The sequence below is a fragment of the Lysinibacillus sp. BS3 genome, from assembly GCF_039614735.1.
Classification (GTDB): Bacteria; Bacillota; Bacilli; order Bacillales_A; family Planococcaceae; genus Lysinibacillus; species Lysinibacillus capsici.
In genome coordinates this window covers 195,194-212,563 of the sequence record NZ_CP154860.1, presented here as the reverse complement: position 1 = coordinate 212,563, position 17,370 = coordinate 195,194, and the positions used below count along the sequence as shown (strand labels likewise).

General features: G+C 32.4%; 24 protein-coding genes. 6 read left to right on the top strand and 18 right to left on the bottom strand.

Annotation, left to right across the window (positions count from 1 at the left end; translation table 11 throughout):
- Nucleotides 1-22: 22 nt before the first annotated feature.
- The 3 genes from AAJG31_RS01130 to AAJG31_RS01120 form a co-directional block, all read right to left on the bottom strand.
- Complete coding sequence (locus AAJG31_RS01130; protein ID WP_279495181.1) at nucleotides 23-844, bottom strand: DUF2785 domain-containing protein; 822 nt, start codon at nucleotides 842-844, stop codon at nucleotides 23-25.
- A gap of 61 nt (nucleotides 845-905) precedes the next feature.
- The gene (locus AAJG31_RS01125) at nucleotides 906-1,652 is read right to left on the bottom strand and encodes a hypothetical protein (protein WP_066037319.1); all 747 of its coding nucleotides are present in this window, start codon (nucleotides 1,650-1,652) and stop codon (nucleotides 906-908) included.
- 219 nt (nucleotides 1,653-1,871) lie between these two features.
- Nucleotides 1,872-2,471 (bottom strand): undecaprenyl-diphosphatase, encoded by a 600-nt coding sequence (locus AAJG31_RS01120; protein ID WP_066037318.1) that lies wholly within the window; start codon nucleotides 2,469-2,471, stop codon nucleotides 1,872-1,874.
- A 283-nt stretch (nucleotides 2,472-2,754) separates the two neighbouring features.
- Here AAJG31_RS01120 and AAJG31_RS01115 point away from each other — a divergent pair, with 283 nt between their 5' ends.
- Together AAJG31_RS01115 and AAJG31_RS01110 are read left to right on the top strand one after the other, a co-directional pair.
- Nucleotides 2,755-2,958, top strand: coding sequence for a hypothetical protein (locus AAJG31_RS01115; protein ID WP_231595622.1), 204 nt, complete (start codon nucleotides 2,755-2,757; stop codon nucleotides 2,956-2,958).
- A gap of 450 nt (nucleotides 2,959-3,408) precedes the next feature.
- Entirely contained in the window at nucleotides 3,409-3,606 is a 198-nt protein-coding gene (locus tag AAJG31_RS01110) for a hypothetical protein (protein WP_048392664.1), read from the top strand.
- 215 nt (nucleotides 3,607-3,821) lie between these two features.
- Here AAJG31_RS01110 and AAJG31_RS01105 read toward each other — a convergent pair whose 3' ends face one another.
- Nucleotides 3,822-4,142 carry a DUF1827 family protein gene (locus AAJG31_RS01105; protein WP_279495184.1) on the bottom strand — a complete coding sequence of 107 codons (321 nt, stop codon included), beginning with the start codon at nucleotides 4,140-4,142 and terminating at the stop codon, nucleotides 3,822-3,824.
- Nucleotides 4,143-4,445: 303 nt separating this feature from the next.
- Between AAJG31_RS01105 and AAJG31_RS01100 the strand changes: the two genes are divergently transcribed.
- On the top strand, nucleotides 4,446-4,781 hold the full coding sequence (locus AAJG31_RS01100) for a hypothetical protein (RefSeq protein ID WP_054550262.1): 336 nt from the start codon (nucleotides 4,446-4,448) through the stop codon (nucleotides 4,779-4,781).
- 281 nt (nucleotides 4,782-5,062) lie between these two features.
- On the opposite strand, the gene AAJG31_RS01095 is transcribed toward AAJG31_RS01100, so the two are convergent.
- Nucleotides 5,063-5,452, bottom strand: a complete 390-nt coding sequence (locus tag AAJG31_RS01095) for a VOC family protein (protein ID WP_066037316.1) — start codon at nucleotides 5,450-5,452, stop codon at nucleotides 5,063-5,065.
- A 234-nt stretch (nucleotides 5,453-5,686) separates the two neighbouring features.
- A complete protein-coding gene (locus tag AAJG31_RS01090) occupies nucleotides 5,687-6,091 on the bottom strand; it encodes a MerR family transcriptional regulator (RefSeq protein ID WP_053075698.1) in 405 nt (134 codons plus the stop codon).
- A gap of 549 nt (nucleotides 6,092-6,640) precedes the next feature.
- On the opposite strand from AAJG31_RS01090, the gene AAJG31_RS01085 reads away from it, so the two are divergent.
- Together AAJG31_RS01085 and AAJG31_RS01080 are read left to right on the top strand one after the other, a co-directional pair.
- A complete protein-coding gene (locus AAJG31_RS01085; protein WP_279495186.1) occupies nucleotides 6,641-7,270 on the top strand; it encodes a TetR/AcrR family transcriptional regulator in 630 nt (209 codons plus the stop codon).
- Between the two features lie 28 nt (nucleotides 7,271-7,298).
- Complete coding sequence (locus AAJG31_RS01080; protein ID WP_066037314.1) at nucleotides 7,299-7,463, top strand: DUF2197 domain-containing protein; 165 nt, start codon at nucleotides 7,299-7,301, stop codon at nucleotides 7,461-7,463.
- Between the two features lie 334 nt (nucleotides 7,464-7,797).
- On the opposite strand, the gene AAJG31_RS01075 is transcribed toward AAJG31_RS01080, so the two are convergent.
- On the bottom strand, nucleotides 7,798-8,358 hold the full coding sequence (locus AAJG31_RS01075; RefSeq protein WP_279495188.1) for a hypothetical protein: 561 nt from the start codon (nucleotides 8,356-8,358) through the stop codon (nucleotides 7,798-7,800).
- 302 nt (nucleotides 8,359-8,660) lie between these two features.
- Between AAJG31_RS01075 and AAJG31_RS01070 the strand changes: the two genes are divergently transcribed.
- Complete coding sequence (locus AAJG31_RS01070) at nucleotides 8,661-9,602, top strand: DMT family transporter (RefSeq protein WP_048392645.1); 942 nt, start codon at nucleotides 8,661-8,663, stop codon at nucleotides 9,600-9,602.
- Between the two features lie 130 nt (nucleotides 9,603-9,732).
- Here AAJG31_RS01070 and AAJG31_RS01065 read toward each other — a convergent pair whose 3' ends face one another.
- The 11 genes from AAJG31_RS01065 to AAJG31_RS01015 all read right to left on the bottom strand — a co-directional run bounded on the left by AAJG31_RS01065 (nucleotide 9,733) and on the right by AAJG31_RS01015 (nucleotide 17,160).
- Complete coding sequence (locus AAJG31_RS01065; protein ID WP_048392643.1) at nucleotides 9,733-10,212, bottom strand: GNAT family N-acetyltransferase; 480 nt, start codon at nucleotides 10,210-10,212, stop codon at nucleotides 9,733-9,735.
- A 252-nt stretch (nucleotides 10,213-10,464) separates the two neighbouring features.
- Nucleotides 10,465-11,316, bottom strand: coding sequence for a hypothetical protein (locus AAJG31_RS01060; protein WP_048392641.1), 852 nt, complete (start codon nucleotides 11,314-11,316; stop codon nucleotides 10,465-10,467).
- 855 nt (nucleotides 11,317-12,171) lie between these two features.
- Nucleotides 12,172-12,342 carry a hypothetical protein gene (locus AAJG31_RS01055; RefSeq protein ID WP_197078717.1) on the bottom strand — a complete coding sequence of 57 codons (171 nt, stop codon included), beginning with the start codon at nucleotides 12,340-12,342 and terminating at the stop codon, nucleotides 12,172-12,174.
- Nucleotides 12,343-12,460: 118 nt separating this feature from the next.
- Nucleotides 12,461-12,829, bottom strand: coding sequence for a hypothetical protein (locus AAJG31_RS01050; protein ID WP_279495190.1), 369 nt, complete (start codon nucleotides 12,827-12,829; stop codon nucleotides 12,461-12,463).
- A gap of 95 nt (nucleotides 12,830-12,924) precedes the next feature.
- The gene (locus AAJG31_RS01045) at nucleotides 12,925-13,299 is read right to left on the bottom strand and encodes a DUF6713 family protein (RefSeq protein WP_279495191.1); all 375 of its coding nucleotides are present in this window, start codon (nucleotides 13,297-13,299) and stop codon (nucleotides 12,925-12,927) included.
- A 277-nt stretch (nucleotides 13,300-13,576) separates the two neighbouring features.
- On the bottom strand, nucleotides 13,577-14,182 hold the full coding sequence (locus AAJG31_RS01040; RefSeq protein ID WP_054550271.1) for an ABC-2 transporter permease: 606 nt from the start codon (nucleotides 14,180-14,182) through the stop codon (nucleotides 13,577-13,579).
- Entirely contained in the window at nucleotides 14,175-15,041 is an 867-nt protein-coding gene (locus AAJG31_RS01035) for an ABC transporter ATP-binding protein (RefSeq protein ID WP_048392631.1), read from the bottom strand. The genes AAJG31_RS01040 and AAJG31_RS01035 overlap by 8 nt, the downstream gene beginning before the upstream one ends.
- A gap of 5 nt (nucleotides 15,042-15,046) precedes the next feature.
- On the bottom strand, nucleotides 15,047-15,418 hold the full coding sequence (locus tag AAJG31_RS01030; protein WP_004225203.1) for a GntR family transcriptional regulator: 372 nt from the start codon (nucleotides 15,416-15,418) through the stop codon (nucleotides 15,047-15,049).
- A gap of 15 nt (nucleotides 15,419-15,433) precedes the next feature.
- On the bottom strand, nucleotides 15,434-15,739 hold the full coding sequence (locus tag AAJG31_RS01025; protein ID WP_048392629.1) for a YfzA family protein: 306 nt from the start codon (nucleotides 15,737-15,739) through the stop codon (nucleotides 15,434-15,436).
- A gap of 345 nt (nucleotides 15,740-16,084) precedes the next feature.
- A complete protein-coding gene (locus AAJG31_RS01020) occupies nucleotides 16,085-16,930 on the bottom strand; it encodes an MBL fold metallo-hydrolase (protein ID WP_279495193.1) in 846 nt (281 codons plus the stop codon).
- Between the two features lie 92 nt (nucleotides 16,931-17,022).
- Nucleotides 17,023-17,160 carry a hypothetical protein gene (locus tag AAJG31_RS01015; protein WP_155483390.1) on the bottom strand — a complete coding sequence of 46 codons (138 nt, stop codon included), beginning with the start codon at nucleotides 17,158-17,160 and terminating at the stop codon, nucleotides 17,023-17,025.
- Nucleotides 17,161-17,370: the final 210 nt, after the last annotated feature.

Sequence of the window (17,370 nt, the reverse complement as noted above, 5' to 3'; positions counted from 1 at the left end):
TTTTTATTCGACACTTTTAAAATTAGGAATAGTATACTTTTTCTACTTTATATAATGTCTGCTCGATAGTCGAGCAGAGAACGGCATCCGCTTTGTAAAATTTAACTCGAAAGTATAAACTTTTCAAAAAGTTCTTTATATTATTTTTTTGCTTAAAGGCAGGGAGAAATTCTGAATTTTTCTCCACATCACCAAAACTTTGAATCCACTGCTCTACACAAGTCTGACTAAGTATTTTTCTATTTAAAACACTAATTATGGATTTGACCATTCTCTCATCTTCCCCATCGGAGTAAATTCGCTCTGTTATAGTCATCTTTTCGTAAACCAAATCGAGGATAGTTAAGAGGTCGCTTTTATCCAGTTCGGAACATTGAGCCAAATCATCTAAAGCATCTGCTGCATGGGCTATGGCATGAGCCCAGCCTTTTTCTTCATCATACCCACGGTAATCTCGTTCTTCTTGTACATTGTAAAATACTTTCTCTTTTATGTGATGAATTTGCTCTCTTGAGAGAAATGGTAATTCTCTATGCCTCGTTAAGAGGAGCGGTATGACTAGCATGGAGAAAGACCGAGTGAAGACAGAGTCTGTATTTGTTTCACCAAGCTTAAAAAGCAAATGGTTTTTATCCAAAACAACCGGTAAAAGTTGTTCTAGTTCGTTTGCGGTGAGAGATTTATCAAGAATCCAGTGTGATAAGGTTGTATAAATTAGCTCATCACGTAGTTGGGCATCCAAAGAGCCAATGTTATTTATCATTTCTAGTATCAACTGAAATCTATCGGGAGGTGCTTGGTACCCATTTTCTTTTATTAATATCAACTTTTCTTTTAAATTCATTTTACACGCTCCTATTAGAAAAATTTGTTTGAAATCAACCCTTTATTGATTAGTAAAGTATTCAACTTACGCCTTTTCTTAATTCGCTCAGTTTTTCTACAACAAAATCATTCAAATCTTTTAGTAATTTATTTAAATCATTTATGTAATACTTATTTTGCCATCGGAACGTTTCTTCTAGTTCATTTAAATTACCTATCGAATCTAAACTATTAATTATTATTTCGATATTCTGATTAACTGTATGTTCGTAACCATTAATTTGGTCTGATAAAATTCCGATGTAAATATTTTTTATAATTAAAGTATTTAAACAAACTGTTAATTCGTTTCGCAGTTTTTCGAATTTCAGATTGTTTTCGACCAAATCCCTTTTAGCCATATCATAAATTCCGTCATCTTTACGTTTTAAAGAAAATCTATCCTCATATGTGTTAATTAAGATTTGGTGTGTTTTAGTAATTCTGAAATTATCCATTATTTTTTTGTAGATTTGAGTAGATTTTATAATTTCATGGTTCAACTCCTCTGCTTTGGTAAGGATTAATGCAATGTAATCTCTATCCCTTGCCTGCTTATCTTGTTTTTTTAACGAATCCTCCACTGATTTTTTGTTTGCTTCGATAATGAAATAAGTAGTTACAATTACGCCTGCCATTCCTATTATCCCACCCACTATACTACCTATAAGTCCATTATCAACTTTTAATCCATCGATCAATATTGTATCAATTACGAATGATGTCCCTAAAATTATGACAACAAAAAATATGATTCCAATAAAAATGTTTTTAATTTTATCTGACATTATTTATCCTCCCACTAAATCATAATCTGAGAGATAATAAATTGGAACAATTTTCTACAAATTCCACTTTCAAAACATCACCAAACCCTGCCATCTCAACTCATAGCGTTTTGGCTGTTTGATGCTGTTTTCAAAGCAAAAGAAAAAGCCACAACCCATATAAAGTGTACCCTTTGTAAAGGGTACACTTTAATTTTAGACGTGACCTTTAATATTGTTTTACATTAGATTTGTTTTATGGAATTTTCTTCTAATTACTTTTTCAATGGATTCATATTTGGTAATTCCATTTTCTATTAGTGTTAATTTCGGAAGTGTAAAGTAAATTATTATTGCAGAAGTAATTCCAATAAGAGCACCTACCATTACATCTAATGGATAATGAACTCCTACCCAAATTCGTGAAATTCCGACTAATATAGCAAGCAAAATCCATAGAATCCATTTTCCTTTTTTAAATAACCAAAAGGACATACAGAATGAAAAAAATAATATGGTATGATCGCTTGGAAATGAATTATTTATTGCTTTTTCTATCAACTGATTTGTATTCGAAAGGACAGCAAATGGTTGGTGATTAAAATGTAATAACCCTGCAAATTTCCCTATAATTTCAGCCAAAACGAAAGCTATGCTTGCGCACATGAGCATTATTTTATTTTCTCTATCTTTGGTAAACCAGAACAGAATAACAAAAATAGCTAAAAAAATAACTGTGTATTCAGCAATAATAATCATTGGTAAATTGAAGAATTGAAATTCTTTTCCTAAACTATTAAGCATTCTAAATAAATCATTATTTATTTCTAATATATTCAAGACATTCTCTCCTTTATAGCTTAATAAAGCTATGTTAAGAAAAAATGTATCTTTAAACCATCGTAAAAGGTGACAATTAATTGCTTAAGCTAACATTATTGTCACTTTGATTTGAAAGCCTTTATGATTAGTTGTATCAATTGCTCGTTTCTGACATACACGTACAAGTGAACGTGTTTATTTTACATATTCATAATGTATATTGACTCAATCTGAATAGTGAAATATTTACCAGTTTATGTTATCCTTATATAAATTATTAGGAAGCCTCGGGGGTTGTTTTGTGTTGAAAATACATTCTACAAATAGATATATCATATTTATTTTTGGCATTACTTTGATGATAACTGGATTAGGAAGATTATCTGGTTTCTTTGAATATGATTCAGTTATTCCAAATCAATCTGTTGCACTACTATACATATCTATGGGCGTTTCTGTAATGTTCATTTCTTACTTTGTTAAACCCAAAAAAGAAAAAAGTTAAACGTTTACCATTCCAGATCTTTCAAGCATGTTCCTCATATTGTGTAGTTAGAAACTGTAAACAACCATCCTTGAAATATCTCTTTAATTCTCTTTTCCTAACAACCATTTCTTTATTGTTATTTACTAATCTTACATACTATTCTTTGTTAGCATGAAAGTATAACTTTCGTCTGTTTCTCCTTTAAAACCTATGATATAGGTTCTGCGATACTCTAATTTGTTAGGTAGCCAACCCAGTTTATGCCGTAACATAAATGGTTTCATAAAACATACCCCTTTATTATAAATTCATATAATTTACTGACAGCCCATATTGACTTTTGTACTTCTTCCATCAACCTCAAATACTCCTATTGTGCAATAATCAAACCGAACCATATTTTCAAATATTACCTAATCATGTTATCCTTTTGTAAGTTATTACCTAAATATCAGGAGTTGTTATAAAATGAAAACACCTTCTAAAATTGGACATATCATATTTGTTTTAGGCATCTTATCGCTTTCAATCGGATCAGCGAGATTAACAGGTGCCCTAGAATACAATTCATTTATTTCAAATAAATCTGTTGCAATACTTTTCATTGCTATAGGGGTTTCTGTTATGTTCATTTCATTCTTTGTAAAACCTCTAAAAGTTAAATAACTTTACAGAACAATATCTTTTAAATATCTAACTCCAATTGACCTGTTATTTCTTGTACATGATCATTCCAAGCAATTTGATAATTACTTGCTATCAGAGTTAGCTGGAACAAATTTAAAAGCCTCTAACAGTCGAAGGGATAGTTGCAAACTACGTTTTAAAAAGACCATTAACGATATAACCAGTACTCATATTATTTTATAAGTGACCTGACTTTACTGAGAAAGTGAATTAATATCTTTATTACGAATATGAACAACTCCTGTATTACTAACTTTTATATTCACTTCTGTAATGCCTCTTTTTAAAATATGTTCTATTGCATATCTAATCTCCCATTCTTTAACTTGACCAAGATCATTTGAAATACTAGCATGGCTGGATTTCTTATTTTCACTATGAATAATGACTGTCCCTTCACATTCATATACCTTTACAACACCACCCATAAAACCAGAAGCAAAAGTTACAACATCGACTCTTTCTTTTGTTATATCTCGAAATGCTTTAGTTGGAAAATTATATATTTTCGCCATTTTGACCTCTCCTTCCACAGAACGTTTGTTTGTATTTATATTAGAACAAACATTCGCTCTTTAGCAAGGAGAAATTTATGAAAATATAAAAAGTATGTTATGTAGATTTTTTTGAGATTAACGCTTATTCTATGTACAAATTAATCTGCTAATTATTGATAGTTCTTTAACCACTCATAATGCATGTGTAACACCTACTTTTTAATCAATTTCATAACCAATAGCCACCATCCGTTGCTATAAATACCAATATATGTTTAAATGTAAATTACTAGGGGATTATACTAGAATGGAGGAATAATAATGGTAAAAACAATTAAAGGTCGCATTTTTGGTTTTGCTCTACTCTCAGCTTTACTTGTTTCATTTTTCATCTATCCATCAGGTAATGTTTCAGCAGCCGAAATCAACGTTGTTCAAAACTCTACTAGTATAGACAATGTTAGTCCAGCTGCTGTGTATACTAAATATGTCACAGTTAATACAAGAACTTCAACGTTTCCACCTGGACAAATTTATCATGTTGAATGGGATGGAGATTTTAAATACGCAGGATACCTAACAAGATTTGATTATGCATACGATCCTGATGCAGGTATTTACTTTGCAACATATAAAGGAAATATTACAATTCAATAAAATTGAATAAACACCTAATCCCCTAGAGTTTTAATAAAGCATAACTAAGCATCCTGGTCACTTTTAATAGAAGTGACCTTTTTCTTTCGATTAATCCTCGATAAACTTAATTAATTGTCTACCTTCTCCTCGCTAGTACGCTTTTGATGTCAAGTAAAACTTGATAAATTTATCATCAATCTTGAATTGTTTATCGTTTATCACTTTGTACAATGCACATTCAGCTGCTATTGACTCCCCACTTTCTTTCCAGTAGTCCAAAGAGCAATTTTCGCATTTTTTTAAGTAGTTTCTTTACAAATCATTAGTAAATTGCCATCTAAATCTTTGAACACAAAATAAAAATTATCCTGAATCTCTGTAACCAGTTCAACATTATTCTCTTTCATAAATTGATAAGAAGCTTCAATATCATCGGTCAAAAGCTGAATTGATGGAACTTGATAAGTGGTAATATCACCATCTTCTTTTCTCCACTTTGGCATGGAATCTAAAATTAATCCAGCTGTACCTTTCATGGGTACCACGAATAAATGTCCAAAATATTCTTCTCCCCCTTCCAAACCAAGTATTTTTCTGTACCATTCTTTTGCTTTCTCTAGGTTACGAACTGGAACAAATACACCGCCGATTCTGTTTTTTATTGGTGATTTATAGTCATGGCTAGTCACAAATACATCCTCCTTACTAATTTATTTCTACTTCTATTTCAACGTGATATTCTACTATTCCTTCTTGCACACCTTCTCGATAAGTTGAAGAAACAACACTTTTAGAAATAACTAAATAGAAGCAGCTTAAAATATTGTTTCTCACCTTCAGACGTTCGTTTCAAACGTTCAATTAGAACGTCAAACAGCTTTAATTATTGGTACATTCTTTTTCTTTATTTTCTAAACACATCGTTAAAACCAGCAATTTTCTTCTTTATTTTTCTCTAAAAGGTGCTTTATTTTATTATCTATATTTAATAAAACCTGTTTAATTTGTTTAAGCTGATGTTCTCTTTGTAACATCTGCTCATACTTTTCTTGGAATATAACTTTTATTTCAAGTAGATTTTGTATTTCTTCTTTTGTCAGTTTTTTATTTTGATCAATATTTCCCGACCAATCAAAAAGCATTTTGATTTCTTGGAGAGAAAATCCCGTTTGTTTAAGTTTAAGAATTGCTTCTACTGTATCAATGTCTTTCTTGTTATAATAGCGGTGCTTATTTTTAATTTCCGGTTGCAATAAATTCATTTTTTCATAATAACGAATAGTATCTTTACTAAGACCAGTACATATTGCAAATTCACCAATTTTCATTAAAATCTCCTTCTATAATATAAATTTATAAACCATTAGGGCAATTATACAATGGAAAATGAAGCGAATGATATGATGGCTGAAAGTAATTCGTCCATTTGTTAACTTCCCTTCTATAACTGCTAGTATATGTAACAAGATAAACGCAATTATCAGTAATATAAATAACCAACCTTTGCTTGGTATACATAATATTAAGAGAATACTAATTGATATGATAACAAATATGAATGTTCGTACTTCAAATCCAACTTCTTTCCATTTTTTTATCCCTGCCACTCCTATTAAAACCGCATATAACACAATTAGTATAGTTGTCAAAATTACCATCCCATCACTCCATTCTTTGATTTCATTCATCTTAAAAGATGGAGCCGACTCCATGTCAACAGATAAGAAATAGTTCCAAGCTCAAGTATCTTAATCTTCCTCACGAAACGCCCTAGTCTAGCCCTTGACATTTCAAAGTAAAAGAAAAGCCTCCATTTAGGAACCTCCCTAAATGTTTTTTTATTCGCTTAATTAGTACAACCGTGCTAAAATAAATACATGAGTAAAAAAAATAAAACAACTAATCAAAAAGAAATGTCATTTATTGAAAAAGCTCGTAGAACTCAAATTGTGGAATGTGCTATTGAAACCATTGCAGAGGTGGGTTACGCTCAAGCTTCTTTAGGTCAAATTGCAAAACGGGCACAAATCAGCAAGGGGGTTATCTCCTATCACTTTGCAAGTAAGGGGGAATTGTTAGAGCAAGTAATTTATGATTACTATATGGCATGTCAAGCTTATACTGCTCCTCTAATCGAAAATCAAAAATCTCCTATAGATATGCTTAGCATTTATATTGAATCAAACCTTAGATTCATAGATGAAAATCGGCAACATGTATTTGCTGTCATTGAAATTGTTTCTAATGAAAGAACTGCTGATGGCAAACTTCGATTTGCGGCGGATCATGATGATACTATTTTTCTACCCATTGAAAACATACTTACACTAGGAATGCACGCGGGTGTCTTCGGAGAATTCACCAAATTGGCTTCAAGAGTAATGGCGTTAACGATACGAAATTCTATTGACGGATTCACTATTGAATTAATGAGAAATCCCCAGTTAAATGTTGAGGAATATACGAGAGAACTGATTACAATATTCGATAAATCAACTAAAAAGTAATATGTCAGAAAACTTGAGGAGGATAGCTATGCATTACTATGAGGTAATTTGTTCTAGTTGTAGAAATAAATTCAGAGTATACGAGGGGTCACTGAGATTTAGACAGTTAAAGGAAAGAACCGATAAGATTTTTCGTTGCGAAGAATGTTACAGCAAAATTCGTATGGATGCTATTAAAAATTTCTTTAGATAGCTCCTTCAGCCGATTTAGAGAATAATAAAAGGGATTACAAGTTAAATAAGTATAAAGCCCAGGCTCAAAATTAATGAGTATCTGGGCTTTGTGGAATCATTTAGTTCTATCTCTACTTACAACTATGCTATCGTCAGTCGTTTCTCAAAACAAATTCTATCATTTTATTATGCCTATCCATGTTTGCATTAAGAATTTGCTGCTGACATTCTACTTTGAACACAAAACCTTTGCAAAAATAAAAAGCCATCAAGAATCAGGAACAACTACTACTGCCCAACTCGATTGCACTCAAAGCATTTAAAAAGAACACCTATGTTAGGTGCTCTTCCGATCATTTTTTCTTGTTTAAATCATCTGGATAAACTATCGTGTTAATTACATCTCCATTTGATTCATCTTTAAAAATTACTTTGACTTTATAATCCTTTTCATCCACACCATTAAATAATTGATAGTACATACCTGTTAAAGCTAGCCCGAATGAGGCCATTGTGTCAAGACTATTATCAAATTCTTCTTTGTTTACAGATAAAGTGAATTCTGAAAAAGACTTGTCATAGGTTACATCTTTAATAGATTTGAACTCTTCACTTGCTTTAAGCTCATCTACACTTGCTAGAATGCCTTCTTTTAAACCTTTCATCATTTCTTTATGTTCTGTTTCAGACATTTTATAAGTTAAAGAACCATCCTCATTCTTACTGACTTCCTTCATCCCACTGCTTTTTGCCTTTGAAATAACAGAATCAATGTCCTGACCCTCAAAAAATAGAGCTGGAATAGTTACTTCTACATCACCACCATCTTTGCTACCTTTTTCCTGACCCTCACTACAACCAGAACTCAAAACACCTAGTAATATAAATAATGGTAGCATCCATTTTCTTGCCATTAAATCTCCTCCTCATACACCAATATACAGAATATAAAGATATTACACTATACTTTATTAACATAAAGCTCTATTTCTTAACCGCTTCTATACATGAAAAATCATTTCTTTTTTGAGAAACTGATTATCGTTATCTTAATGTGTTTGGTGACGTTCCACATCATAAATAAAATCTATTTCTTACTTAGTGTTCAGTGCTTAATTTTATAAAATTCAACACGTACTCTGATATAATCAATCATGCGTTGTTTTACATTTCTTTTTCTTTACATTTTCTTCAACAAAGGTTGTGATGAATTTTTATGTTTGCAGTACTTTTGGCTATAAGTATTGGAGCTATTCTTGCTGTGCAAACAGCCATTAATGCTCAATTAAGAAAGTTTGTGATTTCTCCTTTTTTAGCTTCAATGATTTCCTTCGCTGTTGGTGTCATCTTCTTAACTATTACATTAGTAAGTAGTGGTTCATCACTGGGGATTCCATTAGATTTATTGTTGAACCAACCTATCTATATATGGTTGGGGGGAATTGGTGGCGCTATTGCGATAACTACTAACATTCTCTTGTTTCCTAAATTGGGAAGTGTGCAAACAACTATCCTACCGATCTTTGGAATGACTCTCATGAGTATGTTAATCGATCATAATGGCTGGTTTAATGCAACACAATATTCCTTTGGATGGAATCGAATCTTTGGCATATTACTAGTCTTACTAGGCGTCCTTTTAGCTACAGCTATACGAAGCAAGAAAAATGAACAGTATTCTCCCCAAACAAATAAGGAGAGTGTGCGGAATCTATGGATTTGGCGCATAGTAGGGATTCTAGCAGGAATGTTACTAGCTATCCAAATCGCTGTTAATGGACAATTAGGAAAAGTTCTTCACTCTTCTTCTCATGCTGCCCTTGTTTCATTCTTTGTTGGTACTATTACCTTGATTATAATTGTTGGGTTAAAAGATCGATCTTACACAAGTATTAAAGAGCCTTTTAAACAAGCTGCTCCTTGGTGGATATGGATTGGCGGGATCTTAGGAGGATCTTATGTTCTCATCAATGTATTTCTTGTCAATCAAATTGGAAATGGCCAAACTGTAGTTCTTGCTTTATTCGGTCAAATCACTGGTAGCTTGCTGGTACAGCAATTCGGATTGTTTAACTCGCTAAAGAATCGAATTCAACCATTACAAATAATTGGTTTAATGGTGATGATAGCCGGTGTATTTTTAATCAGGATATTTTAAATAATTTTCTTTGCTAATTTTGATCGATGAAACTCTTTTTCAAGAATGGATGCGACATTTCCCCAAAACATAAAACCAGAGTTCATCTACAAAATGTAGCATAAACTCTGGTGACAATGGTGGTCTAACTTTATTTTATGAATTGCCTCATGATTATTTCTTCGCCGATGCGTCCTATTAGCCTTTCATTCGTATCTTCAAAACCTACTTTTACATATAGTTTCTGTGCTGGAATATTAGCTTTGTCTACAACTAAAACAATTTCATCGCAATTTGGAAATTCTGCTTTAACAAACTCAACTAGTAATGTCATTCCTTGTTTTGCATAGCCCTTCCCTTGTTCTGTATGATTAATTGATAATGCAGATAATAGCATCGCATTTCTATTCGTAGAATATTTCTTAACTCGTTCATTTGCATTTAGGAGAAAGAAACCAACAGGTGTATTTTCACTTAGAATTACAATGCGATGCTGTCCTTCATTAATTTCCTCAAAATTGCTCGGCAGTGCAGAAAATTGTTTTTGCTCTTCAGTAAGTACAAAAGCGTTCAGTCCTTGCATATATTCACTTGAAAAATGTTTTAATTCAACCTTCTTCAGTTTTTCCATTACATAATTCTCCATTCACTTTTTCTATACTTTACCACTTTATTAGGTTGTGGTCATTCATTTATTTGAAATTTCGAAAAACAACACGTTCGTTAGATAAATAAATCACGTAAAAAATGCCCAGGCTCAACATTAATTTGAGTACCTAGGCTTTGTTGTTACTTAGTATATTCATTCTAGTTACGTTTGTGGATTTGCCGCTAACACTCTACTGGCTTCATGTTGTACTTTTGTTAGCAATGTATGTAATCTTTACTTGATTTCGTTCACTAACACTGCCGTATTTGGAGCAACAATCGCTTCAATGCCCGAAGCTTTGTAGCTAACTCGAATTGAGTCGTTGCTTTTATATAAATGGAAAGTATCCGAACTAAAAACAAATTCCCCGTTCTCATCTAAAACCGGTGAATAGGTGATATCATAATGGAACTTTATGTCCTTTGCATCGGCTGGCATATCTGGTTCAGGTTGATAATCCTCAGGAACTTCCGTTGTAACGTATCTAAAAAATAGTTGTATGTCGTTATCATCTATTTTTTTCCAAAGGTCATATGTATTTCCTTGCGTCTTCATACCATCAAAATAAGTTGTTTCCTTTTCTTTATCAGTAAGGGGCAGATAGGGAACGGCCGCTTTTGCTAATTCCGTTATTTTTATTCTTTTCGTTTCTTTCCCTACGGCATTATAAACCAATAGTGTTTTGTCTATACTTCCAAGCAAATCATCTCTTTTTCCAACGAGAAGATGATTTTGAAAGGTTAAAAACACCTCATCAGTTTGCAAATTTACATTATATTGATTTACAACTTTATTCATCTCTTTATTCATTAAATGTTCTTCAAGGATATATTTTAAATTTCCAAATCCCAATAAAGGAATTATTGCTGCGATGATCATGCTTAAAAACAACAAACCAAATTTTTTGGATAAACTAATCTTATTTTTAATAAAGATGATTGGAATACCCACCGCAAAAGTAAAACCTAATAAGCCAATATATGCAAAAAATTGCATCAACCCTAATTCATCTATTTCGTACATATTAATATATACACACACACCAAGTAGAGCGATAGCGATTATTCGTATCAATTGATTTTTCATAAAATACTTCCCTTCCTTTTACAAACCCTCTAAAAGCTATGGTCGCACTAAGAAAAGTTCGGATAATTTCTCTACAATAGTTTCTCTATTCTCAATTATCAGCTCTGTTTTTCCTTTCTTTATTACGTAAGGACTGCCATTTCTGCTCCTATATTTTATTTTGACTACTTTTTTAATTGTCCCTAAGTTTAGACCTATGTACCATTTTTTAAAGTTTGTAATGACTAATTAGCGTTCCATTCCAATTCCATCGAATACTTTACCTATCAAATCTTAACAATGTCTCACCTAATTTTATATATGTAATATTTTCCTTTTTCTACTTCCCTTCTTCATAAATGGAAGGAGCATTACTTTTAGAAATGTGCAACTAACTAAGAAACGTTAATGTAAATATTGGAGAAGACTGAAATGGTGCATAAGACATTTTTCTTACTTTATCGTATATTGTTTATTTTGTAATCGTACTTTTCTTAACTTATTGTATCCAATGGGTGACTGTGCTTTTTATGGGAGGTATTTGATTTACAGCTGCAGAAAGTTATCCAGGGGATTTGAGTAGTATTTCTTTAGTTATATGGAGCTTCTTATTTTCTTGCATTCATTTTGTTATTTTAACAATGTATTTATTTCTTCATCATTTAGTGTTGTCTCTCTTTAAAATTAGGTTTCAAAGCAAGATAGCATTTTTGTTTAATACTTTTGTGACTGTTTAATTTTCTATTACTTAAAATCATTTTTATAGAACGTATCAGCAAGATAACTCGTTACTTATGAATAATACTACTCTTTAGGATCAATATCACAAGTGTGTCTCTACAATCTCTAGACACCAAGTATTTAAATCTCAATGGATTACTTTCTCTTGGATATTGTTACAGGGAGAGTGGCAACCATTAATATTAACCCTAGATAGAGAGGATATTTTAAACATTCATTCGTTGAATACCCCAATAAATAAGGCATACCTATTAAGGCCATTACTACTCCAATTACAAACAAACCCATTTCAATTTTTCTAATCATATTTTTCTCCTATCCCTTAACATTTCTTATTCATTTCTCCCTACAACCAGAGAAGCTTAATCTAAGAAGCTTCTTTAAAATAAAAGACACCCCTCAGAAATAAGGAATGTCTAACTTTTTATCTATACACATCTAACAGATTTAACAAATATCTTTCTAATTCATTAATCGCAAACAAAACTTCCTTATGAAGTCTATCCTCGACGACGCTCTCATCATTAAAGACCTCTAAGTATTTATTCACTTCTACAAAGAATTTTTCATACTCCTGTAAAAACTTATCAATCGTTTGATCACCAGGTGTTACAGATAAATAAATTGTTTTAAATAAATTAAAATCACTATACGCATTACTTAAAAAATAGATAGCCAGTATTCTATCGCTATTAATATACAATTTCACAAAAGATAGATTTTGCTTCAATTTTTTCAATGCATTGATAAGATTGTTCGTTTGCTTCAACATATTTGCCGTATTACTATACATCTGATAATCACCTCCATCTTTATAATAAGCAGAAAACCAACAAATTGGAATAATTTTCTGCAAATTACTAGCTGAAAACTTCCTTTATAATACAATTAAGTCGAAATATTAATTAAAAATACTAAATGTATGACAGAAAGGACCCCCATTGGATAAATAATGGATCTTGAAAAGCTATTTTTAAATTCATTTCGAGGATGCCTTTCAAAAAATAAATGCAGGATTGCATGAATGATAAAGAATAGATCAAGGACCCAAAAAATGATGGTTTGATACTGACTGAAAAGTAAGGAAAGGATTAATACGTATAGAAACAGGTGAATAAAAGTGAATACTTTATAAGCCTTTGAATCTTCCATATCTTTAAGTATTATAAACAATCGCCACTCAGAGCATTTTATTGCATCCATTTCGTGCAAAAGAAATAAAGAAAAGTTAAATAAAAAAAGAACGAGTAATAAATCAGGCATATAAAACCTCCTACAGACTATATACCAAATATTACTATAAAACAACTTTCGAAATACTAAGTAAACATGCCTAAATATGTCGATTTGTAGGCATATGGAGGCTTTCATTCTTTCCCTTATATTAAGCAACATAACCTTTTTACTTCATTCATTTTTGCATAAAGACATTTAAATCCATCTTAAATTTAGTTCCAAATGATATTTTATCAAGTGGGCACCATTCTAAAATTGTCCACTTTCCTTGAGTAATCTTCTAGAAGTAAACAAAAGCACACAATCAGAAGGCTTTTCGTTGGTAAATAATATGTGTAATTCCCCAAGAAATAATATAGATTAGCATAATAAAAAACGTCGCCCCTGTATATAAAACCGTAACGGATGTATTATCTACAAAATCAATAATTGTTGTTAAGTGTTCATTCATATACAATGCAATCGGTCTTGAAATCCAAGTTAAGAGGATAAAGCTAATAAGTATAACCGTTGTAATATAACCCTGTTTAAATATCTGAAATAATGGGAAGGTAAGCGCAGCAAATAGTAAGAATAAGCCACTACCAATGGCAATGTCAGATACCGTAAAATGTTTATTGAAAGCTAGAAGCGCTAGACTTGTAACACCTATGGATAAAATCATATAGACAATCGCTCCAAGATAGCGGGATGCGATAATTTCTGTACGTGTGTATGGCAAGGAGTTTAATAATATGTTCGTCTCAACTTTTTCATCGTATGCATACGTGTTAAAGGGAATAAAAATACTGGCGACCAGAAAAATTAAAACGGGCGGTGCCCCCAACAAAATAAAAACTAAGATAAAAGGAATAAAAAGCAATAGCTGCCTTTTCTGTAGTATGACATCGCGTTTAATTAAATTAAGCATGATGGATGCCTCCTTTAAAGTAATACATGATATCTTCCAGAGAGGCACGTTCAATAATAACTGTGTCTCCAAAAATATTTTTCGCTGCTTTAATATTATCCGTTAATGCTTCAAATCCTGTGGATGCACGATGAACATGGACAAATGCTTTTTCAGTGTCTCTATCAAGTAGATTCAACTCACCTTTAACGAGTGCATAGTTTTCAGCTACATCGTGTATAGATTGATTAAATACTAATTCCCCTTTCTGTATAAAAGCTATGTAATCTGCGATACGATCTAAATCAGTTGTAATGTGCGTAGAAAAGAAAATAGTGCGATTGCCATCAACCATTAATTCCTGTAATAGATCTAACAGCTCCCGTCTAAAAATGGGATCTAATCCTGCTGTCGGCTCATCCATAATGATTAGCTCTGCATGATGTGAAAGGGCTATTGCTAATGAAGCCTTCATTTGCATCCCTTTAGAAAATGTTTTTATTGCTTTGTTAAGTGGTAATTCGAATTGTTCTACGTATTGATAAAATATTGTATCGTCCCAGCGTTTGTAAGCAGGTGCAACTATACGTTTTATATCTTTTAAGTTCAACCCTTCAAAAAATATATTGCCATCGTATACAAACCCAATGCGCTGCTTAATCTCCTTCTCATGCGTCTTGTAGTCTAATCCGAAAAGCTTTACTTCTCCAGCATCTGGCCTTAATAGATTCATCATCGTTTTTATCGTTGTAGACTTACCAGCTCCATTTGCTCCAATGAAACCCGTTACAAAGCCTCGCTTTACCTGTAAATTTATATGATTTACGGAAAAGCCTTTGAACCTCTTTGTGACATTCTTTAATTCGACTACATTTTCCATACCTTTCACTCCTCGTATAAAATCTTCAATAATTCCTTTAGTTCATCAAGAGACAGGCCTATTTCTCTGCTATTCGCAATGACCGCACTTAGCTGTTCCTCAATAACCTTCAGCTTCTTTTCCCGTATAACCTCCAAATTTTGCTCTGCTACAAAAGATCCTTTGCCAACAATGGAATAGATAAAGCCCGCCTTCTCCAATTCTTCATAAGCCCGTTTTGTCGTTATTACACTAATTTGTAAATCCTTTGCGAGGTTACGCATGGAGGGTATTGCTGTGCCCTCCTGTAGTTCACCTGCTAAAATAAGTGATTTAATTTGATTCGTAATTTGTTCATAAATTGGCTCCTTTGAACTGTTCGAAATAATTATTTGCATGCCAATCCCTCTTCTTTATTTTTTTGAGAATATCGTTGAAATAATATTCCCTAGTGCTGCAATCAGTATAGCAATAACATGGATTGTGATGAACATATTAAAAAAAGGAAAGGAATAAGGTGTTATCCATTCGGTGAAAAGCCTCGAATCCAAAATCCATCTTCCCATTCTGGCAACTAAATTATTACTATCGTTCATGTTCGGCTCAAGAGCAGTGCCATCGACCGCGATAAAGATCAATTGAACAATTAAAAATATACCAATAGTGATGATCCATCGTTTTAACAGATTACTTTCATCCGCTTTTTCAGTGCCTATCACTTAAACAATTTCCCCCACAAATTTATTATATTGTATATATACTATATAAACATTATATACACAAATAAAAAATTTGTTCAACCACTTTTTTTAAAAAGGAAATTTTATACCATGAAAAGATCTATGACATTCAAATACAAAGAAGGAGCCTGTTTTGATAGCTATTATCAAAACAGGCCCCTATTAACAACTTGCCATTCATTGTGTCTTGTCATTCAAATATGTTCATTCTACAGTTGCAATCTGATAATTTATGATATAATGAATCATCTGACTAAATTGGCAAGACAATGGCTGTAGCGTGTGACGACGCTGCGGCTTTTTCTTTGTTTTTTCCTTACATGATTAATTTAAATATTTCCCCTGCTTGGGTAGTGCGATTTGTTCAAAATCATCGACAAGTTTTTTTAGGTTGCTTGTCAGCTCTTCGCCCTTCATTGGTAATCCATGCCCTGTGATGGCAACTGAAGGTTTTAGTATTGCTAATTTTTCGATAGATGCTCGAGCAGCCAGCCAATCTGTTGTAAAATATTGAGGGGGACCACTGATTTCTTTTGTCTGCGTAATCACCTTATAAAGAGATTCTTGTTTGACCGTAACAAATGCATCTCCAGCAATAAGCACCTTATCCTTCTCACGGAATAAAGATATATGCCCTGGTGAATGGCCTGGCGTATGAATCCATCGGAAACCTGCCATAAATGGAACACTACCATCAGAAGGTAAAACTTTGAGGTTACCACCTAAATTTATAGCTTCATTTGGAAAAATAGGTGACATTTTAGCAACCAAGCCGTTATTTACCGTTGGATCAGGCTCGGGATAATTTTGTTTTCCAGATAAAAAGGGTATTTCCAATGTATGCGCATAGACAGGAACACCCCACCGCTCTATTAATTCTATGATTCCTCCGACATGATCAAAATGACCGTGAGTCAGTATGATTGCCTTCGGTCGAGACTTAGAACCATAACGTTCTTCAACAACTGAAATGATCTCATCCGCACTTTTGGGCATCCCCGCATCTATTAGCACAAAATCTTTCATCTGCGGTTCACCATAAAGTACAATATTTACAATTTGAATCGTGTATTGATATAAATCAGGTAATATGTCTATACCTACACCGCTTCCAACAGAAGTTGCTGGGATAAATTTATAATCTTCCCCGTAATTCAAATTCTTGTCCATTTTAAATCATCTTCTTTCAATTAAGTCATTGGAGGTTCAAGCATTAACTATATGAAAATGCCACAACCATTGATGATGGCATACTTACCTTCTTACTTCTTTTCTTTTTTATTGAAGGGCTGTTCTTTCTGTTGCTCTTGTTCCTCTTTTACTGCTTCTAATTCTTCAGGATTAAATTCCATTGCTATTTCTTCTTGCTCTACTTCATTCTTTTGCTTTTCTTTTGTCAAAACACTCACCTCCAATATGCTTTAAAGTGGCCTTTCTTAAGAAAATCTATACTTTTCACTTTTTCAAAGCTACATTAAACGTATAACTAAACAAAAAACATCCATTCTATAAGTGCGTAGTGTCTCACTACTTAAAGAGCTGCAGAGATTTCTTTCTCTGTGGCTTCTTTTAATTTTTACATTAAAAATTTTATTAAAAGTGAATTTTAC